This is a genomic window from Pseudomonas sp. 1L-C-7-B-C1 (assembly GCF_057291635.1).
In genome coordinates this window covers 563945-583450 of record NZ_JBXAWH010000001.1, presented here as the reverse complement: position 1 = coordinate 583450, position 19506 = coordinate 563945, and the positions used below count along the sequence as shown (strand labels likewise).

The 19506-nt window shown below is 60.0% G+C and carries 18 protein-coding genes; 9 read left to right on the top strand and 9 right to left on the bottom strand.

Annotation, left to right across the window (positions count from 1 at the left end):
* Positions 1-20: 20 nt before the first annotated feature.
* Positions 21-1043, top strand: a complete 1023-nt coding sequence (locus tag AC0Z8Z_RS02625; RefSeq protein ID WP_485617737.1) for a Glu/Leu/Phe/Val dehydrogenase family protein — start codon at positions 21-23, stop codon at positions 1041-1043.
* Positions 1044-1098: 55 nt separating this feature from the next.
* On the opposite strand, the gene AC0Z8Z_RS02620 is transcribed toward AC0Z8Z_RS02625, so the two are convergent.
* Positions 1099-1365 carry a YebG family protein gene (locus AC0Z8Z_RS02620; protein ID WP_122535297.1) on the bottom strand — a complete coding sequence of 89 codons (267 nt, stop codon included), beginning with the start codon at positions 1363-1365 and terminating at the stop codon, positions 1099-1101.
* Positions 1366-1785: 420 nt separating this feature from the next.
* Here AC0Z8Z_RS02620 and AC0Z8Z_RS02615 point away from each other — a divergent pair, with 420 nt between their 5' ends.
* Positions 1786-2232 (top strand): phosphate-starvation-inducible protein PsiE, encoded by a 447-nt coding sequence (locus tag AC0Z8Z_RS02615; RefSeq protein ID WP_172609665.1) that lies wholly within the window; start codon positions 1786-1788, stop codon positions 2230-2232.
* 159 nt (positions 2233-2391) lie between these two features.
* Here AC0Z8Z_RS02615 and AC0Z8Z_RS02610 read toward each other — a convergent pair whose 3' ends face one another.
* The 5 genes from AC0Z8Z_RS02610 to AC0Z8Z_RS02590 form a co-directional block, all read right to left on the bottom strand.
* Positions 2392-2706, bottom strand: a complete 315-nt coding sequence (locus AC0Z8Z_RS02610) for a hypothetical protein (RefSeq protein WP_485617736.1) — start codon at positions 2704-2706, stop codon at positions 2392-2394.
* Between the two features lie 8 nt (positions 2707-2714).
* Positions 2715-4160: a DUF6861 domain-containing protein gene (locus AC0Z8Z_RS02605; RefSeq protein WP_485617735.1), complete on the bottom strand. Its 1446-nt coding sequence runs from the start codon at positions 4158-4160 to the stop codon at positions 2715-2717.
* Positions 4161-4506: 346 nt separating this feature from the next.
* Positions 4507-4851 carry a YXWGXW repeat-containing protein gene (locus AC0Z8Z_RS02600; RefSeq protein WP_122535300.1) on the bottom strand — a complete coding sequence of 115 codons (345 nt, stop codon included), beginning with the start codon at positions 4849-4851 and terminating at the stop codon, positions 4507-4509.
* Positions 4852-5085: 234 nt separating this feature from the next.
* Positions 5086-5415: a DUF3509 domain-containing protein gene (locus AC0Z8Z_RS02595; protein WP_122535301.1), complete on the bottom strand. Its 330-nt coding sequence runs from the start codon at positions 5413-5415 to the stop codon at positions 5086-5088.
* Between the two features lie 540 nt (positions 5416-5955).
* A complete protein-coding gene (locus AC0Z8Z_RS02590) occupies positions 5956-6378 on the bottom strand; it encodes an HPF/RaiA family ribosome-associated protein (protein ID WP_122535302.1) in 423 nt (140 codons plus the stop codon).
* Between the two features lie 293 nt (positions 6379-6671).
* Between AC0Z8Z_RS02590 and AC0Z8Z_RS02585 the strand changes: the two genes are divergently transcribed.
* From AC0Z8Z_RS02585 to AC0Z8Z_RS02575, 3 genes are read left to right on the top strand one after another with little or no spacing between them, the layout of a single operon-like run.
* Positions 6672-7277 carry an RNA polymerase sigma factor gene (locus tag AC0Z8Z_RS02585; protein ID WP_485617733.1) on the top strand — a complete coding sequence of 202 codons (606 nt, stop codon included), beginning with the start codon at positions 6672-6674 and terminating at the stop codon, positions 7275-7277.
* Entirely contained in the window at positions 7274-8269 is a 996-nt protein-coding gene (locus tag AC0Z8Z_RS02580; RefSeq protein ID WP_485617732.1) for a FecR family protein, read from the top strand. Before AC0Z8Z_RS02585 ends, AC0Z8Z_RS02580 begins: the two co-directional genes overlap by 4 nt.
* A 49-nt stretch (positions 8270-8318) precedes the next feature.
* Complete coding sequence (locus tag AC0Z8Z_RS02575) at positions 8319-10700, top strand: TonB-dependent siderophore receptor (protein WP_485617731.1); 2382 nt, start codon at positions 8319-8321, stop codon at positions 10698-10700.
* Between the two features lie 550 nt (positions 10701-11250).
* Here AC0Z8Z_RS02575 and AC0Z8Z_RS02570 read toward each other — a convergent pair.
* Positions 11251-12123 (bottom strand): helix-turn-helix domain-containing protein, encoded by an 873-nt coding sequence (locus tag AC0Z8Z_RS02570; RefSeq protein ID WP_485617730.1) that lies wholly within the window; start codon positions 12121-12123, stop codon positions 11251-11253.
* A 133-nt stretch (positions 12124-12256) separates the two neighbouring features.
* Between AC0Z8Z_RS02570 and AC0Z8Z_RS02565 the strand changes: the two genes are divergently transcribed.
* A complete protein-coding gene (locus AC0Z8Z_RS02565; RefSeq protein ID WP_485617729.1) occupies positions 12257-13156 on the top strand; it encodes a DMT family transporter in 900 nt (299 codons plus the stop codon).
* Positions 13157-13362: 206 nt separating this feature from the next.
* On the opposite strand, the gene AC0Z8Z_RS02560 is transcribed toward AC0Z8Z_RS02565, so the two are convergent.
* Both AC0Z8Z_RS02560 and AC0Z8Z_RS02555 read right to left on the bottom strand, forming a co-directional pair.
* Complete coding sequence (locus tag AC0Z8Z_RS02560) at positions 13363-14337, bottom strand: 2-hydroxyacid dehydrogenase (RefSeq protein ID WP_485617727.1); 975 nt, start codon at positions 14335-14337, stop codon at positions 13363-13365.
* Between the two features lie 99 nt (positions 14338-14436).
* Entirely contained in the window at positions 14437-15384 is a 948-nt protein-coding gene (locus AC0Z8Z_RS02555; protein WP_122535312.1) for a LysR family transcriptional regulator, read from the bottom strand.
* Positions 15385-15564: 180 nt separating this feature from the next.
* Here AC0Z8Z_RS02555 and AC0Z8Z_RS02550 point away from each other — a divergent pair, with 180 nt between their 5' ends.
* From AC0Z8Z_RS02550 to AC0Z8Z_RS02540, 3 genes are read left to right on the top strand one after another with little or no spacing between them, the layout of a single operon-like run.
* Positions 15565-17082: an efflux transporter outer membrane subunit gene (locus AC0Z8Z_RS02550; protein WP_485617726.1), complete on the top strand. Its 1518-nt coding sequence runs from the start codon at positions 15565-15567 to the stop codon at positions 17080-17082.
* A 22-nt stretch (positions 17083-17104) separates the two neighbouring features.
* Positions 17105-19303, top strand: a complete 2199-nt coding sequence (locus tag AC0Z8Z_RS02545; protein WP_485617725.1) for an FUSC family protein — start codon at positions 17105-17107, stop codon at positions 19301-19303.
* A complete protein-coding gene (locus AC0Z8Z_RS02540; protein ID WP_065991906.1) occupies positions 19293-19493 on the top strand; it encodes a DUF1656 domain-containing protein in 201 nt (66 codons plus the stop codon). The genes AC0Z8Z_RS02545 and AC0Z8Z_RS02540 overlap by 11 nt, the downstream gene beginning before the upstream one ends.
* Positions 19494-19506: the final 13 nt, after the last annotated feature.

The window sequence follows — 19506 nt, the reverse complement described above, 5'->3', positions numbered from 1 at the left end:
AAAAAGGGGGAGCAGTGCCCATGTTCGCTCTCATGCAAAGCTCACACGTGCAATCACTGCACATGATGGTTGAGCCGCGCACCGGCCTGAAGGCGGTGATCGCGATCCACAGCAGCCGCAAAGGCCCGGCGATGGGAGGCTGTCGCTACCTCTCCTATCCAAACGAAGAGAGTGCTATCGAGGATGCCATTCAGCTGGCAAGGAACATGAGCTACAAAGCTGTACTCGCCGGGCTGTCACTGGGCGGTGGGACGGCGGTGATCATGCGTCCGGCCCACGTGCCCGATCGTGCCGCCTTGTTCGAGGCGTTCGGGCGATTCGTGCAGACCCTCGACGGCCGCTACGTCACGGCCATGGACAGCGGCACTTCCATGGAGGACATGGACTGCATTGCCCAATACACCCAGCATGTCACCAGCACCACGGCGGTAGGCGACCCATCTGCGCATACCGCCTTGGGTTTGTACGCCGGGATTCGAACCACGGCCATGGCGAGATTGGGCAGCGACAATCTGGAAGGTTTGCGCGTGGCGATTCAGGGGTTGGGCCATGTGGGTTACGCGCTCGCTGAACAGTTGCATGCGGCGGGCGCCGAGTTGTTGGTGGCTGATCTGGACAGCGGCAAGGTGCAACTCGCCATGGAGCAGTTGGGGGCCAAGCCGATCGCCAGCGAAGCGTTGCTCAGCACGCCTTGCGATATTCTTGCGCCGTGCGGGCTGGGCGGTGTGCTCAACAGCCACAGTGTCACCAAGTTGCGGTGCGCCGCAGTGGCAGGTGGCGCCAATAACCAACTGAGCTGCGCCGCCATTGCCGACCAACTGGAAGCCCGTGGCATTCTCTATGCCCCGGATTATGTGATCAATTCAGGCGGTCTGATTTATGTGGCGCTGCATCATCAGGGGCAAAGCCCGGGCACCATTACCGCACATCTTTCTCAGATCGGCACGCGGCTGACCGAGGTGTTCGCCCATGCGCAAGCCGAAAAGCGCTCACCCGCGCGGGTTGCAGATGAGCTGGCCGAGCGGCTGCTGGACATGGACTGAATCGCTCCGTGACAACCCCGCAGTCAACCGGCTGAAGGCGACGTCGCGGGCCTGATCACTCTGCCTGCTCAGCCGCAGGTGCCAGCTCGTTGAGGGCCAGGGCATTGCTTTTGAAAGCGGCCGCGAAGACGGCACGGTTTTTCGCCATGAAAATGCTGGCGTCTTCTGCGTGTTTTTCGGAGAGGCCATCGACGTTTTTCATCAGCACGTCAGTGAGCAGTTCGGCCAGTTCCAGCATCTGATCATGGGCATCGGCGAGTTTGCGGTCCACGAACGTAGTCTCCAAATCACGGGTACTGCGGTAAAGGGTTTCAACAGCCATTGTTGGCCTCGTCGTCATTTCCAGAGTTGTAAGGGATCAGCCCGGGCGCTCAACGCTTGTGGCCGACAGATGATGCAAAGACAGCGTACTCCGTCTTTTTACTGTGTATTTATACAGTGCGCAGCATAGGTGAATCGCCGCAGCTTGGGTAGGGGGTGCGCGCTCACTTTTTTGTCGCGAGCCACCTTGCGACATCTGGTCACGTTCTCAACCTTAGCCGATGGCCCTATTAATGCTTGCCTGCAGCCATGCGCGCACGAGCAAATCGTCATGCGCACGGAGCATCATCCGGTTCGGGTTACTCAAGGAAGTACATCGTGAACATCAACGCGGCCATAGCCCTGCGTCGACCGCTCCACCGCTGCGCTCAATCGCAGCGTTCGTTATGAACAGTTTTGGTTTGGTCAGGGGAGGTGAGGGATGGGTGGTGTGAAATGGGCAGATCGAATGCGGGCCAAGCTTCATGGCGGCGCCAACAGCCTGGGCAATCTGGCCGTTGAGGCGTTTCATTACCTGGCGCTGTTCGGCATCGGCGCGGTGACTGCCTATGCCGCGATAAAAGCCTTCATCGGTATGCTCGGGCAGGAATACATCGCCGTGGATGATATTTTGCTGTTGTTCATCTATCTCGAACTAGGTGCGATGGTCGGGATTTATTTCAAGACCAACCACATGCCCCTGCGGTTCTTGCTCTATATCGGGGTGACCGCGTTGATCCGCTTGCTGATCAGTGACGTATCCCATCACAAGGCGCCGGATCTGGGGATTATTTATGTGTGTGGCGGCGTGCTCTTACTGGCGTTTTCGATTCTGGTCGTGAGGTATTCCTCGTCGAGGTATCCGTCGGTGCAGGAGAAAGTGGAGTAGGGATGGGATGAGTCCTTATTGTTTAGGACTCATCTACCGTTTGCCCGGCATAGGTCTTGGCTTTTGGTATGTATGCGTTTAGCGGCCAACGCCGAGGACTGGGGACAGGGGCGTGGCGACGGCCTTTCCCATCCATACGCATTACCAGACGGGCTAGGATTACTTCCTGGCCTTTTTTATGATTTCTTCAATCATCTTGAGCGTATCCGAGCCGCGACCTTCGATAAGTTCGACATAAAAATTGCTGTAAGCTTCAGAAAGATCGCGATATTTTCGGAGGTTTGATTCATCCATAATTCGATGGCCTGGTATGTCTCGTGCTTCGACTTGGCTAGTGATCTCACCTCGTTCGGCGGCCGATATTAAATGCTCCATGTGTTGGTACAAAGCGAGTGCTGCGGGTTCTTTTTCTTTATACCGTTCTAATTGCTTCCGCAATTCGATTGCGGTCTGTCTCAACGCTAGAATATCCATGCTGATTCCTAATTGTCGATTTCGCCAATGAGCTTTGCTGCGGACCATTCTTTCCGGTTAGGCACTAGATACTGTGCCGCCCCGCCTGTTCTAGTGATATTTCCGCCGAACTCTACTGTTGGTGCAACCGTGCTTTTGAATACTTCGGTGGGCTGAAGTGGCGTAATTTCAAAAATGTGATATTTGGCATTTTCACTGGTGACCGGTAAGCCGAGTGCATCTGCTAGCGTTTTATCGGATTTAGCAGCCGCTTGCAATTCTTCCATTGTGGTGAAGAATGGCGAGTAGTCAGAAGCGCCTTTTTCGGTCACAGGTACGATTTTTACAAGCGGTGTTGTAATGTTTGTGGTGATCGGTACGTTACTCCCTGATGCTACATGGCTGAAAGCTCTTTCCATAACGCCTATAGATGATAACTTAGGATCTGCCGCTACAATTTTAGCGATATATTTCTGCCCATCAGCGCTTTGCAGGTAATCATGGATCTGCTGGGTGCTTAAGCCCTTTGGCTCAAGTGTCTTCACAGAGTTTCGTTTATGCTCGACTGACACGAACTCTGGGTCTTGCTTGGCGTAAAAGTCACGCATCTTACTTTCCCGCGCCAGCTGCTCGACTGAAGTGACTCCCCTGATCTGTAATTCAGGATGCCCTAAAAGGGTCTCTTCATTTTTCGTGAGCCATTCAACGATCGGTTTGCTGGAAATATCTGCTCGGAGCTTGGCACTTCTCGTTGCGATACTTTCCAGGCTGTTGAATACACCCGCTCTCATCTCCCCACGGGTCAGATAGGTGACAATTGCCATGAGCAACAGCAGCACCAACTGCTCTTGACCTTGGGCCAGCAGACGAGATGCGCGCTCTATGCGGTCTTGGATCATCGCAGCGGAACCGCCAGTGGGGTCAAGGCCTGGATCTTTCAAGCCGTCTTCAGCTTGCCACGCAGTGCATAGCCCTTCGTATATCGTCGATAGGCATGGCCCGATACCTGCCGAGAAATAACCAGCGATTGCATATAATCCAAGCGCTGCCATGATCAAGTTTCCGACCTGCAACCCTACACTTGCGCCGATTGCCGCACCGGGCAAGGCTCCAGCACCTAAAGCAAGTGAGCCGGCTGCGCCACCCATCGCAGCTCCCATCATGACGCTGCCGCCCACGATCATCACAACTTCCTGCAACAGCTTAATCAACTCCGGCAGAATTTCCTCAATATTGATCGACGCCCATTTGCGCCGAATGTTCATCTGCATGATGGGGGAGGACAAGTCCAGCGCGTGGCGAACATTATCGATCCTATGCCCACCCACGTATCCGTAGGCTTGAGTTGCGCCGTTACTGATGCGGCGGCTGAAGCCGTTCCAGCCGTCATCAACGCCCTGATTCAGCTCACTGAATTTTTGGTCGAGATTTCGCTCGATGTCGCCCCAGCTAGGTAAATTAGCGAAAAAATCCATTTAGCAGTTAGGTCTCCATTGTTGGGCGGCATTTACGCTCAGATGGTGGCCCGACAGGACCACGGCATGCCGCTAATTTAGGACTACAGTCGCTAGAAAACAACTGAGAGTGGATCCTATCCTTCGCCGTTAGCGCTACGACCAGTGATGCTTCAAGCAGTTGGCAGGTTATTGCTGCAGCGGCGACCGAGATACTTTGCAAGATGGGATAGTCGTTCGGTACGAACTTGCCTCTCCCTTGTAATCGCCGCTTGCAATCAGCGAGCTGTTTTACGATGAGCTATCCACCAGCGAATCCAAAAAAAATGCCCCGTCTCAACGGGGCATTTTCATGTGCGAAGAACGGTCAGTTCACCCATACCCCCACATGGTAATGCCAGCCATCGCCCCGGCTTTCCCAGTACGGATGTTGATAGCGATAGCCCGGCCGTACCGCTTCCCAGTGGCCGTGTTCGGCGACGTAGCGGTTGCCGTTCCAGCGCCAGTAGCCGCGGGACCAGATGTAGCCCGGACGCGGAGCCGGTTCTTCTTCGATGACGCGCACGGGCGGCGCTTGCGGGGCGACGACTTCGACGTATTCGGCGCGGGGCGCGGGTCGGTCGACCACTCGGCGCTCATGCACCACTCTTTCTTCCACGCAGCCGGTCGCGAGCGCCAGCGCGCCAATCAGCGCTATGTATCGTAGAGACATATCGTCACCTCAGACTTGTCCAGACTCTGCTGCTCGCCGTTTTTTGTTCACACGGGGCAGCCGGCTTGCTACAGGTTTGTTGTAACAGGTGCTTTCTGTCTGGGGGCTGAATCGGCGGGAGTTACAGGGGGGTTGGCGATCGTCGGCAGGTGGCGGGGCGCATCAAGAATGATGCCCCGAAGAGGCTGCGCTGGCGAGGCGATGGATATCACCTCACTCCATGCGTATCAGAAATCAGATGCCGGCTGCCGACTGCGAACGGCTGAGAAAACTGGTTCGGGTGGGCGGCGGCGAAAGTTGCTTGAGGTCACCGTCGGTCATGGCTGCCAGGATTTTGATGGCGCTGTGGCCCTGTTCGATGGCGATGCCGAACTGGATACTTTCGATCAAGCGACGCAGGCGCTTGGGCGAATTGCGTTGCTCAGCACTGAGCAAGCGTTTGGCGACCACACCTGATTCATTCGACAGCGTCAGCATGATGGTCCCGTCGAGGCCCTGGATACTCAGGTTGACCCGATAGTCGGGATGGAAGGCGTCGGTGATCAGTTGAAAAGGGTTATCCATGGCCTGTTACCTGTTAACGATCTGCATAAGTTGACTGGGGGTGAATCCCTTTAGTTCTCGAAGCCGATCAACGGTTGATGATTCCTGCCTTGGCCGCGCTCGCTGAAGTCACGGTGGTATCCATAAGTGTTCCGTTGAAAGGTCGTCACATTGAGCGAGTCACTGCGCGGGGAGCCAATAAGGTTGCGCCGCGCAGGTGAGGTGTAAGCTCGACGATACAAAGCTTGCAGGGTTTGGGCCACAAGGGGCGAAAGGTGTAAATGCTCCCAACGGGCTGACCGCGAGGCGCTGAGTTGCCAACAAGGTCACGGTTTCGACGTCCATCGTGTACTGGCCAATCGCTTGGGTGTTTACAACCCGGCACCATTTGCGCGCTTCATGCGTTCTTAGTGTGCACCGGGTTGGCAAATGAACTTGCCGCTGTGTTTAGCGCAACTAATCAGTGGTGCGCTCGCCGCTTGATGGCCGCACACAAAAAGGGGCGGGCCCGTTTCCAGGTCCGCCCCTCGTTCAGCAGTTCAGTGTTTCAAGGCTGCTGCATCAGCCGTGCAACGCGTCATCCTTCTCGAGAAATTCTTCTTCGAGCAGCGCGTCAGCACTGACCGGCTCGTCGTCCAGATCGCTTTCAATCACCGGAGCCGCGCCGCGTTTGTTGCCGCGCAGTTTTCCGAAAAGATGTTCCAGCGCGTGGTCGAGTTTGACCGCTGCGCCATCCACGGCCTGATCAATAGAATCGGCCTTGTGGGTCACGGAAATAGGTTGGTGTCCTTTTGGCCGGGCTTCCATCTGGCAACGGATGTCATGCGGGCCGGGCTTGTCGCCGTTCTCGTCGTTGATGTGGACCTCAACGCGGGTCAGATCCTCTTCGTATCGTTCGAGCGTAGTTTCAACCGTGGTTCGTACCCACTCCTCCAGACGGACGCTGTTTTCGATGTGGTTATCGCTGTTGACCTGGATTTGCATAGTTCTTCCCTTACTTTGGCTTGCTCGGGAGAGTCTGGACGAGGTGTTTTTCGTCTGCCCTCATTCACAGTGTTGGCGCCGATCCACGAACAATTCAACCCCTTGCAACCGAGAATATATTTCGCGAACGCGGGAACTCGACCGGCGAGTCCCGTTTTGCTGGGCCACGTCTTTTCAGGGGCTGCGTTAAGCCGCCGCAGATTTGTTGCGAGATTCGTCGGACATCTTTTGCGCATGAGAATATTTATCATTAATATCGCGCCTCGCACCATTCCCACTGCCGTGCCTGAACCATGATCGATCCACCTCCATCCTTGAACTCAGCGTGCCAGGACCTCGACCATGAGGCTCCGAAGGCTGCACGCGCACAGTTTCTGGAAGTGTTTCTGTCCCAGCGTCCGCAAATGGAGGCGCTGGTCAGCCGAAGAGTGGGTTGCCGGGCGACGGCAGCGGATCTGGTGCAGGACCTGTTCCTCAGGTTCTGGAGGCGCCCGCTGGTCCAGGTCGAAGAGCTCAACACTTATCTGCTGCGCTGTGCTGGCAATATCGCCATTGACCATCTGCGCAATGAAGGCACCCGTGCCCGGCTCAGCGACGAGATGCTGCCTGACGCGCATCGGCCCGACACTGACGAACCCCAGGCGGCGCTGGAGGCGAGCAATGATCTGCGCCACATCGAAACGGCGTTGCGCGCATTGCCGGAGAAAACCCGGCAGATCTTCCTGCTCAATCGTATCCACGGACGCAAATATGCCGAAATCGCCAAGGCCATGGGGCTTTCGCAGAGTGCCGTGGAGAAACACATGATGCGGGCCCTGCAGGCTTGCAAGGCGAGCGTCAACCAGGACGTCGCTCGGGTTGTGCCCCCTGTCGGGAAATCCGGAGGGGGTCGTCGATGAACGCCTTCCCCGATCCGAAAACTCATTCAAATGCCGATGCCGACACCATGGCCCTGAGCTGGCTCAGTGTGCTGCACAACCAGCCGACGATCGCCGATCAGGCGCGTTTCAGCCGCTGGCTGCACGCCGACCCGGCCCATGCCCAGGCTTACGCTCAGGCTCAGGTGCTATGGGAACTCAGTGAAGAACCTGCCACCACACTGGCCGGCGAAGACGCCGTCGCCCTCGACGCCTTGCTGCGGAAAATGGACGCATCCCCGCCGCAACGCTTGCCGGGCTGGGGAGCGGCGCTGGCGATGGCGGCGTGTCTGCTGCTAATGGTGAGCGTCGTGATGGGCTGGAATCCGCAGCGCTGGGCAGAGGATTTGAACGCCGATTATGTGTCGGCACCGGGGCAGGTCCGAATGTTAATCCTGGCAGACGGGTCGCAGGTCATGATGGACGCCGACAGCGCCATCGCCGTGCATTTCGACGACGGAGAACGGCATGTCGAGCTGCGCCGTGGCGCCGCATTCTTTCAAGTCACCCACAATGGCAAGCCGTTCGTGGTCGATGGCGGGCGCGGTGAAACCCGGGTGCTGGGCACACAGTTCGAGGTGCGACTGCAACCTGCCGGCGCGCAAGTCACCGTGCTGTCGGGCCGCGTTGGCGTGAAGGCAGACGCCGATGCGCCGCAGCTGATCCTGACGGCAGGTCAGCAGGCCCGTTATGACCGCGAACGCGTCACTGATCCGCAGCCCGTCGACACTGAAAGCCAATTGGCCTGGCGTCGGGGTTGGCTCAATTATTCCCGGACGCCCCTCGCCAATGTGATTAACGACCTTAACCGCTATTACCCGGGGCGAATCATTTTGCTTAACGATGAGCTGGCCGCGAAGACCGTCAGCGGCAGCTTCTCCAGCCGCGACCCGCAGGCCGTGCTGGCAGCGTTGAAGTCCGTCATTGGTTTTGAGCAGTTCGAAGCCCTCGGGCGGGTCATTGTGATCCGTTGATCGCACGCGAGCGGTTGAGGTGTTTCGTATTCAAACGGGATTGATTGATGTGAAAAGGTGGTGTGGCGTTTCGGTGGTAGCGGTCTGGAGCGCCTGCGCCCAGGCAGCCGTGCCGGCCTACGACTTTTCGATCCAGGCCAAACCGCTGCCTCAAGCACTGAGGGATTTCAGCCGGGTCACGGGGCAGGGCGTGATTTACACCCAGGATGCGCCCTACGCGGTCGATGCTCCGGCGTTGATCGGCTCGTTCAGCGCGGAACAGGCGTTACGCCTGCTCTTGAGTACGTCCGCCCTCACATACCGCCGCGCCACCGACGACACCTTTACGCTGCAGTCCCCGCCAGCCGAGGGCGCGGTCACCCTTGGCGCGACGCAGATCGCGTCCACTCGCAGCACCGTTTACAGCTATCAGCCGCTCGCCGTGGCATCAGTGCTGCGCAGCACAACCCCGTCGCTGGAAAGCCCGCAGGCGGTGAGTACCGTTCCTGCGCAGGTGCTGAGCGATCAGGCGCCGCGCAACCTCGACGATGCGCTGGCCAACGTGAGCGGCGTGACCCAGGGCAATACCCTCGGCAGCACCCAGGACACGTTGATGAAGCGCGGTTTCGGCGACAATCGCGACGGTTCGATCATGCGCGACGGCATGCCGGTGGTGCAGGGACGCAACCTGAATGCGACGGCCGAACGCGTCGAAGTCCTCAAGGGGCCGGCGTCGCTGCTGTATGGCATTCAGGACCCGGGCGGGGTGATCAACGTGGTCAGCAAGCGCCCGCAGTTGCCGTCGGCCAACGCGCTGACGGCTCGGGGTTCAAGCTTCGGCTCAGGCAAGAACGGCAGCGGCGTAACGCTCGATAGCACCGGCGCGATTGATGCCGCTGAAGGGGCGTCGTCGGGGGTGGCATATCGCTTGGTCGTTGACCACCAAGACGAAGATTACTGGCGCAATTACGGGGTGCACCGTGAATCGTTGGTGGCGCCGTCGCTTGCCTGGTATGGCGATGACACTGAGGTGCTGGCGTCATACGAGCACCGGGAATTTCTCTCGCCGTTTGATCGCGGCACGGCAATCGATCCTCGCACCAATCATCCGCTGGATATACCGGCCACCCGACGTCTGGACGAGCCGTTCAACGACATGGAAGGGCGCTCGGATCTGTATCGTTTCGAGGTCGACCACAGCTTTGACGACACCTGGAAAGGCCACCTCGGTTACAGCTACAACCGCGAGACCTACGACGCCAGTCAGGTGCGGGTGACCGCCGTCGATCCGGCCTCTGGCACGCTGACCCGCTCCATCGACGGGACCGGCAACGCCCTCAGCACCGATCGCTTCACCACCCTGACCCTGAATGGCGATACGTCATTGGCCGGTATGCGGCATGAACTGCTGATGGGCGTCGACGACGAGTACCGAAAAGTCGCGCGAGGTGAACTGATCCGCCAGAAAAGCCAAAGCACGTTTAGCTACGTGAATCCGGTGTATGGCCGGGAAGCAGAGGGCACTCAGGTCAGTGCGGCGGACAGCCATCAGCTCGACATCCTGCGCAGCGACTCGGTATTTGTTCAGGACTCCGTGCACCTCAGCGACCGCTGGATTTTCGTCGCGGGCGCGCGTTATCAAGTGTTTGATCAACAGGCTGGTAAAGGCTCGCCTTTCACGCGAAACACCGATTTGAACGGGCAGAAGTGGATTCCCCGAGCCGGCCTTGTTTACCGCTACAGCGATGAGCTGTCGGTGTATGGGAATTACACCGAGGCGTTCAAGCCCAACTCCAGCATCGCCACGCTGGCGGGCGGCACCGTTCTGGATTCGGCGACGCTGCCCGAAGAATCGAAAGCGTGGGAGCTGGGCGCCAAGTGGGATTCTTCCGATGGCATCAGTGCGACACTGGCGCTGTTCGACATCCGAAAGCGCAATGTGCTGGTGGCGAATTTCGACTCGCTGACGGCGAACACGGTGTACACCACCGCAGGTCAAGTCCGCTCGCGGGGTCTGGAATTGGAGATAAGCGGGCAGCTGTCAGAACGCTGGAGCCTGATTGGCGGTTATGCCTTCACCGACGCCTGGGTGGTTGAAGACCCGACCCTGAAAGGCAACCGCTTGCAGAACGTGCCCCGGCACAGCGGGTCGGTCTCGGCGGTGTACGACTTTGGCGCCGCGCTGGGTGCGGACCGGCTGCGCGCGGGAGCAGGTGCCCATTACGTAGGCCAACGCGCCGGCAATCCCGACAACGACTTCGACCTGCCGGGCTACACCGTCGCCGATGCCTTCGCGACTTACGAAACCCGTCTGGATGGGCAAAAAGTGAAGTTTCAGCTGAACGTGAAAAACCTCTTTGATCGCACTTATTACAGCTCGGCGGTAAGTCGTTATTTCGTGTCGCTGGGGGATTCGCGGCAGGTGGTCATGGCGACGACGCTGGAGTTTTGAGCCGTTACATGGCTGCCCCGACTCTGCCGGTAGACGCTGGATCCCTGTAGGAGTGAGCTTGCTCGCGAAGGCTGTGGTTCAGCTCGTGAGAAATCGGCGGATGTAAGGGCGCTTTCGCGAGCAAGCTCACTCCTACAGTTTGATATGGGTTTGATCCGTTAGATATGAGTGACACACCAAGAGCATTTACCCTGCCGACACGGCTCTGCCGGTAGACGCTTGATCCCTTGTAGGAGTGAGCTTGCTCGCGAAGGCTGTGGTTCAGCTTGTGAGAAATCGGCGGATGTACGGGCGCTTTCGCGAGCAAGCTCACTCCTACAGTTTGATATGGGTTTGATCCGTTAGATATGAGTGACACACCAAGAGCATTTACCCTGCCGACTCGGTTCTGCCTGTGGACGCTTGATCCCTTGTAGGAGTGAGCTTGCTCGCGAAGGCTGTGGTTCAGCTCGTGAGAAATCGGCGGATTTACGGGCCCTATCGCGAGCAAGCTCACTCCTACCCTTTGATATAGGTCGAGTCAGCTGGAGTGGGTGGCACTGAGGAGCGGTTACTGAAACGCAGCCCGGTACTCGCCCGCCGTCGCGCCGACTGACTGTTTGAACCGGTTACTGAAATGGCTGGCGCTGGCGAAGCCGCATTCAAGCGCAATCTCGCCCAACGGCTTGCGCGTCGAGCGCAGCAGTTCCCGGGCGCGGTTGAGGCGCCGGGCGAGCAGGTATTGATGGGGCGGCAGGCCGAAGCTTTCGCGGAACATCCGCGCGAAGTGGTATTCCGACAGCGCGCACATGCCGGCCAACTGGCCGAGGCTCAAGGGATCGGCCAGATTCTGCTCGATCAACTCCACCAACTGACGGCGCAAGTGCGGGGCCAACCCGCCCTTCAAGCGCAACCCCTCGCGCAGTCCTACCTGGCGCAGGACCATGTGATCGAGCAGTTCATGGGCCAGGCTGCTGGTGAGCATGCGTTCGCCCGGCTCGCACCAGTCCATGCGGATCAGACGATGAAAGCGCTCGGCCTGCAGCGGATCGTCCAGAAACGTGTGCTCCTGCAACGCCAGCTGGCGCGGCTCGCGATCCAGCAGCGTGACGCAATTGAGGGCGAACTGTTCGGGGCTGATGTACAGATGCGCCAGACGGATTTCACCGTTTACTACCCAGGAAGATTGATGGCCGGCGGGCAGCGTGCAGATCTTGTCGGGAGCGCCTTTTCGGTCTGGCTGATCGCGGCGGAAGGTTCCGGTGCCGCCGTCGATGTAACACGACAGCGTGTGGTGCGTCGGCGCGTGATAGTTCTGCGCGTCATGGCGGTTGTTCCACAGGGCCGCCATCACTCCGTCGCCCAGGGGCGCGCACTTCTCCAGCTGCGCGTGGGGCGAGCTGTTCAGGGATTGAAAAACCTGGATGGTTTCGAGTGACGACATAGGGGCTCCTCTACGCCTCGCATCCTACTCCGAGCGCTGCCCCCTGCCAGCGGGGCGACGATCAAATGCGCAAGTTTCTGCAAGTGGGCGCATCGGCGCGCCGCCAGACTGAGGCTTCACTGGGGAGCCTGACATGAACATCACGTTGTATCTGCTGACCGTTATGATCTGGGGCACGACCTGGATTGCCTTGAAACTGCAACTGGGCGAAGTCGCCATTCCCGTGTCGATCGTCTACCGCTTCGGCCTTGCGGCGCTGATCATCTTCGCGTTGTTGCTGGCGACCGGGAAATTGCAGAAGGTCAATCGTCGCGGCCAGCTCATCTGCCTGGCGCAAGGGCTGTGCCTGTTCTGCGTCAACTTCATGTGCTTCTACACCGCCAGCCAGTGGATCCCGACCGGTCTGGTGGCGGTAGTGTTCTCCACCGCGACACTGTGGAACGCCCTCAACGCCCGGATATTTTTCAAACAGAAAATCGCGCGCAACGTCGTGTTGGGCGGGACGTTGGGGCTGATCGGCCTGGCGTGCCTGTTCTGGCCGGAGTTGGCCGGGCACAGCGCCAGTCGCGAGACCTTGATCGGCCTGGCACTGACCCTGCTCGGCACGCTGTGTTTCTCGGCGGGCAACATGCTTTCCAGCCTGCAACAGAAGGCCGGTCTGCGTCCGCTGACCACCAACGCCTACGGCATGCTGTATGGCGCAACGATGCTGTGCGTGTATTGCCTGCTGAGCGGTACGCCGTTCGGTTTTGAGTGGAACGCGCGGTACATCGGCTCGTTGCTGTATCTGGTAATCCCGGGTTCGGTGATTGGCTTTACGGCTTACCTCACCCTGGTCGGCCGCATGGGCCCGGAGCGCGCGGCGTATTGCACGGTGCTGTTTCCGGTGGTGGCGTTGAATGTGTCGGCGTCTGCCGAAGGCTACCAATGGACCGCCCCGGCGTTGATGGGGCTGGTGTTGGTGATGGCGGGGAACGTGCTGGTGTTCAGGAAGCCGAGGGTGGTTGTGCCAGTGGGTGCGAAACTGGCCTGAGAGGCTGGCTGGCACGGAGCGCCGGGAGCGCCATTCCCACGGGGGCCGTGTGAACGATCACGGACGGGCCTGAGAGAGTTGATCGTTCCCGCGCTCTGCGTGGGAATGCAGCCTGTGACGCTCCGCGTCATCCCCGCTGAAATGGCGCGGAGCGCCGGGAGCGCCATTCCCACGGGGACCGTGTGAACGATCATCAGAAGGGCGGCTCAGCCCTTCCACACCTGCGTATTCACCAGATCCTGCGGCTTCTCGCCCAGTAGCGCGGCGCGCAGGTTTGTGTAGGCACGGTCGGCCATGGCCTGGCGGGTTTCGTCAGTCGCCGAGCCGATGTGGGGCAGCGTCACCGCGTTGCTCAGGGCGAACAGTGGCGATTCAGACAACGGCTCTTTTTCGTAGACATCCAGACCAGCGCCGCGAATGGTGCCGTCCTGCAGCGCCTTGATCAGCGCCGGTTCGTCCACGATCGGGCCGCGGGCGATGTTTACCAGAATGGCGCTCTTTTTCATCAGTGACAGTTCGCGCGTGCTGATCATGTGCTGGGTCTTTTCGCTGAGCGGCACCACCAGACAGACGAAATCCGACTCGGCCAGCAGTTGGTCCAGCGTACGGAATTGCGCGCCCAGTTCCTGCTCGAGGGCGGTCTTGCGGCTGTTGCCGCTGTACAGGATCGGCATGTTGAAACCCAGGCGACCGCGTCGCGCGACCGCCGCGCCGATGTTCCCCATCCCCACGATACCCAGCGTCTTGCCGTAAACGTCGGTGCCGAAATGTGACGCCTCGATGCTGCGTTTCCACTTACCGGCTTTGGTGTAAGCGTCCAGTTCGGCGACGCGGCGGGCGCTGCTCATGATCAGCGAGAAGCCCAGATCGGCGGTGCTTTCCGTCAGCACGTCGGGGGTGTTGGTCAGCATGATGCCGCGTTCGGTGAGGTAGCCGACGTCGTAGTTGTCGTAGCCGACCGAAATGCTCGACACCACCTCCAGCTGCTTCGCGCTCTCCAACTGCTCGCGCCCCAGCGTGCGACCGGCGCCGATCATGCCGTGGCTGTGGGGCAGGGCTTCGTTGAACTGCTCGTTCAGATCACCCTTTTTCGGATCGGGGATGATCACGTTGAAGTCTTGCTGCAGGCGCTCGGCCATTTCCGGGGACACGCGGCTGAAGGCAAGGACGGTCTTTTTCATCGGATAGCTTCTCTCGGCAGGTCAGAAGGGCAATGCGTAGCACGCTAACATTCTTGCCGAGGGATTGGCAGGGTCACCGCCGTTGCGCATGGATGATGACTAAACCGTCTCCGGCAACACATGGGTCTGAAGATCCGCTTCATGGGCGGCCATGATTTCCGGCAGCGAGCCGCGCAGGTACTCGACCCAGGTTTTGATCTTCGCATCCAGGTACTGCCGCGACGGGTAGATCGCGTACAGGTTCAGCTCGTGAGACCGGTACTGCGGCAATACCCGCACCAGCGAGCCATTACGCAAACCTTCGATCGCCGAGTAGATCGGCAGAATCCCGATGCCCATGCCGCTGCTGATCGCCGCCTGCATGGCGTCGGCCGAGTTCACCAGAAACGGCGAGTTGCCGATGGTCACGGTTTCCTGACCTTCGGGGCCATCAAACGCCCACTTCTCCAGCGGGAACACCGGGCTGACCAGACGCAGACAGGCGTGATTGAGCAAGTCAGCCGGTCGATGCGCCATGCCGAATGCCTTGATGTACGCGGGCGAGGCACACACGATGCTGTAGGTGATCCCCAGTCGCTGGGACACGAAGCCCGAATCCGGCAGCTCGCTGGCGAGGACGATGGACACGTCGTACCCCTCTTCGAGCAGGTCGGGGACGCGGTTGGTCATGGTCAGGTCGAACGACACGTCCGGGTGATTGCGCCGATAGCGGGCAATCGCGTCGATAACGTAATGCTGGCCTACGCCGGTCATTGAATGGACTTTCAATTGCCCGGAAGGGCGCGCATGGGCGTCGCTCGCTTCGGCTTCTGCTTCTTCCACGTAGCCGAGGATCTGCTCGCAACGCAGCAGGTAACGCTTGCCCGCTTCGGTCAGGGCGATGCGTCGCGTGGTGCGGTTGAGGAGTCGGGTTTGCAGGTGTGCTTCGAGATTGGAGACAGCGCGCGAAACGTTTGCGGTGGTGGTGTCCAGTTGAGCGGCGGCAGCGGTGAAGCTGCCCGCTTGCGCCACGCAAGTGAAGGCGCGCATGTTTTGCAGAGTGTCCATTGGCCGTTCTCAGGTGAGATAGCAAATTGTGACATGAAGTAACTGATCCATGTCAGCCATACCAAAGGATTATCTCCTGTTCGGTAACAAAGATTCGCAGAAGTCCCGGCTTATCGCCGGACTAGGCGCCCCCTAGAATCGCCGCATCATCGATTCCCCCTCCATTAGGTAATTGCAGCAGTGCCGCGTCGTCTCGTCAGAGGGCTCAAGCCCCTCAGTGTGTGGGCTTTAACGTTACTCATCAGCGGCTGCATCGGAACTGGCGGAATCGCCCCACAAGGCACAGCGTTGTCGCCCGACGCGCTGGCCACCGACGACGCCATCAAGGCGGCCGACAAAGACGCCCACTGGCCGGCCGGTCAGTGGTGGCGCGCCTACGGCGACGACCAACTCAATCGCTGGATCAAACTGGCCGCGCTGGGCAGCCCCAGCCTGGCGATCGCCGCTGCGCGCGTGCGTCAGGCCAAGGCCATGGCGGGCATCGCGGAGTCGGCGGAATCCCTGCACATCTCCGGCGACAGCACCTTGAAACGGCACAACTGGCCGACGGATCAGTTCTACGGCCCGGGTGAGCTGTCGAACACCAGCACGTGGGACAACAACGCGTCGCTGGGCCTGAGTTATTCCCTTGATCTGTGGGGCCAGGAAAGCAATCACTCTGAACAGGCGCTGGACATGGCGCACATGAGCGCGGCCCAGGAGCGTCAGGCGCAGCTGGAATTGCAGGACAACATCGTCCGCGCGTACATCCAGTTGTCCCTCAACTACGCCCAGCGCGATATCGCCGAAGCGACCCTCGCGCAACAGCAGCAGATCGTTGATCTGGCCCAGCGTCGCCTGAAAGGCGGCATCGGAACCCATTTCGAGGTCAGCCAGGCGCAAACCCCTTTGCCTGAAACCCATCGTCAGATTGACGCGCTGGATGAGGCCATTGCCCTGAGCCGCAATCAGATCGCCGCGCTGGCGGGCAAAGGCCCGGGCGAGGGCGCGAGTTTGCAGCGTCCGACGCTGTCGCTGTCGCTGAACGCGGCGTTGAAGTTGCCGTCGGCGCTGCCCGCCGAATTGCTGGGGCAGCGCCCGGATGTGGTCGCCAGTCGCTGGCGGGTGGCGGCGCAAGCGCGGGGCATTGATGTGGCCCATGCCGGGTTTTATCCGAACGTCGATCTGATGGGCAGCCTGGGTTCTATGGCCACTGGCGGCGGCATGCTGGAATTCCTCGCCGGCAAGAAATTCAACTACAGCGTGGGCCCGGCGATCACCTTGCCGATCTTCGACGGCGGGCGTTTGCGATCGGAACTGGGCGTGGCGTCGGCGGGCTATGACGAAGTAGTCGCGCAGTACAACCAGACCCTGGTGATGGCGCTGAAGAGCATTTCCGATCAGCTGATTCGTCGCGAATCGATGGACAAGCAGCAAGCGTTCGCCGATCAATCGGTGGCCGCCGCGCAGAAAACCTACGACATCGCGATGGTTGCCTATACACGCGGCCTGACCGATTACCTCAATGTGCTCAACGCGCAGACGCTGTTGTTCCATCAGCAGCAGGTCCAGCAACACGTCCAGGCCGAACGCCTGACGGTGCACGCAGAATTGGTGGTGGCGCTGGGGGGAGGGTTGATGGCAGGCAATGATTCGCCTGCGCCGGAAAGGACCGCAGCGCCGAAAACGCCGGTGTCGTTGGCGGTGTTTGATAAATGATGCGCTTCGGCAGGGCCTGGAGATGAACGCCGCTTTTAACTGGCTCAAATCCCTCGAATGGCGTCGGGGCCTGAACGATTGGGCGCGCAGTGATGGCGTGACGTGGATCTACATCGCCAAGGTGCTGACCGCGGCATTTTTGACCTACTGGATCGCCATGCGCCTGGAACTGCCGCAGCCGCGTACGGCCATGATCACCGTGTTCATCGTCATGCAGCCCCAGAGCGGTCAGGTGTTCGCCAAGAGTTTCTACCGCTTGCTTGGCACCGTCGCTGGTTCCGTGGTGATGGTCACGCTGATGGCGCTGTTCGCGCAAAACAGCGAGCTGTTCCTCGGCAGTCTGGCGATTTGGGTCGGCTTCTGCTGCGCCGGGGCCGCGCGCTATCGCAACTTCCGCGCCTATGGTTTTGTGCTGGCCGGCTACACCGCCGCGATGACCGGATTGCCAGCGCTTGCTCACCCGGACACCTCGTTCATGGCAGCAATGTGGCGTGTCCTGGAAATTTCTCTGGGCATCGTCTGCTCGACATTGGTCAGCGCCGCGATCCTGCCGCAGAGCGCCGGCGCAGCGATGCGCAACACCTTGTACCAGCGCTTCGGCACCTTCGCCCAGTTCGTCATCACCGGCCTGCGCGGCGAGAGCGATCCGGCGTCGTTCGAAGCCAGCAATGTGCGCTTCATCGCCGATGCCGTCGGGCTCGAAGGCCTGCGCGCGGTCACCGTGTTCGAAGACCCGCACATGCGCCGCCGCAACGGTCGATTGAATCGCCTGAACAGCGAGTTCATGACCATCACCACGCGCTTCAACGCCTTGCATCAGTTGCTTGAGCGCTTGCGTCGGCGCGGCGTGACGCCGGCGGTGCAGGCCATCGAGCCCGGTCTGAATTCGCTGACAGGATTGCTGGAGCCTTTCGCCGGGCGCGCGCTGACCAACGCTGACGCCGCGTTGCTCGCCAATCGATTGAGCGTGTACAAGGCCGACCTGCCCGAGCACGTGCGCAGCCTGCGCGCCGCGTTCGTCAAGACCGAGCCCGGCGACGACGACCTGCTGGATTTCCACACCGCTTACGAGTTGCTGTATCGCTTCGTCGACGACATGCACGACTACGCCCAGACCCACGCGTCACTGGCCGATCACCGCCATGTGCGGGAAAAGTGGGTCGAGCCGTTCGTGTCCACCACCAGTTGGCTGTCGTCGCTGGCGTCCGGTGTGCGCGCGACGTTCATTCTTGCGGTGATGTCGGTGTATTGGGTGGCCACGGCCTGGCCGAGCGGTGCGTCGATGACCCTCGTGTCCGCCGCCACGGTGGCGCTTTCCGCGACCACGCCGAACCCGAGGCGCATGTCGTTTCAGATGGCGTGCGGGACATTCCTGGGCGCCGTGCTGGGCTTTTTCATCACCTTTTTCGTACTGCCGCGCATCGATGGTTTTCCGCTGTTGTGCATGGTACTGGCGCCGGTGTTCGTGCTCGGCACCTTCCTGACCACGCGGCCGCAATGGGTCGGCTACGGACTGGGGCTGCTGATTTTCTTCAGCATCGGCTCGGCGCCGGATAACCTCACGGTCTACAACCCGTACGCGTTCATCAACGACTACATCGCCATGGTCCTTGGCATGCTGCTGTGCGCAGCGGCGGGGGCAATCATCCTGCCGCCCAACAGCCGCTGGCTGTGGCAGCGGCTCGAAGGCAATCTGCGTCAGCAAGTGAGTTTCGCCATCAGCGCGCCGCTGCGCGGGATTCGCTCCAGTTTCGAAAGCCGCACCCGTGACCTGATGCATCAGGCCTATGGCCTGGCCGCCGGCAAACCCGAGGTGCAGCGCAACCTGCTGCGCTGGATGTTCGTGGTGCTGGAGATTGGCCACGCGATCATTGAATTACGCCGCGAGCAGGACATCCTGCCGGTACACCCCAGCTACGCCGAATCGCAACCCTGGCGGCAGGCGATTCGCGCCATGGGCCGCTCGCTGATTCGGCTGTTCATCCAGCCTGATCGCCACAATCTGGCGCGCAGTCTGTCGGCGGTCGATCACGCCATCGTCTGCGTGCAGAACACTGACGAGCCCTTCGCACCGCACTTCGACACCTCGGCGTTGCGCCGGGTGAAAAGCTACCTGCACTTCATCCGCACCTGCCTGCTGGATCCGCAATCGCCGCTGGCAGGCGCCACGTCAGAGCAGGCATCTGTGGCCTCGCCGCAAGGACAACTCAATGCCTCGTGAACTCGCCTTCCACGGCGTTTACATGCCGACCGTGACCGTCATGTTTCTGGTGGCGATGGTGCTTTCCTGGGCGCTGGACCGCTTCATGTCCGGGCTCGACCTGTATCGTTTTTTCTGGCATCCGGCGCTGCTGCGTCTGAGCCTGTTCAGCTGCATTTTCGGCGCCATGGCGCTCACTGTTTACCGTTGAGGCACGTTGGTTG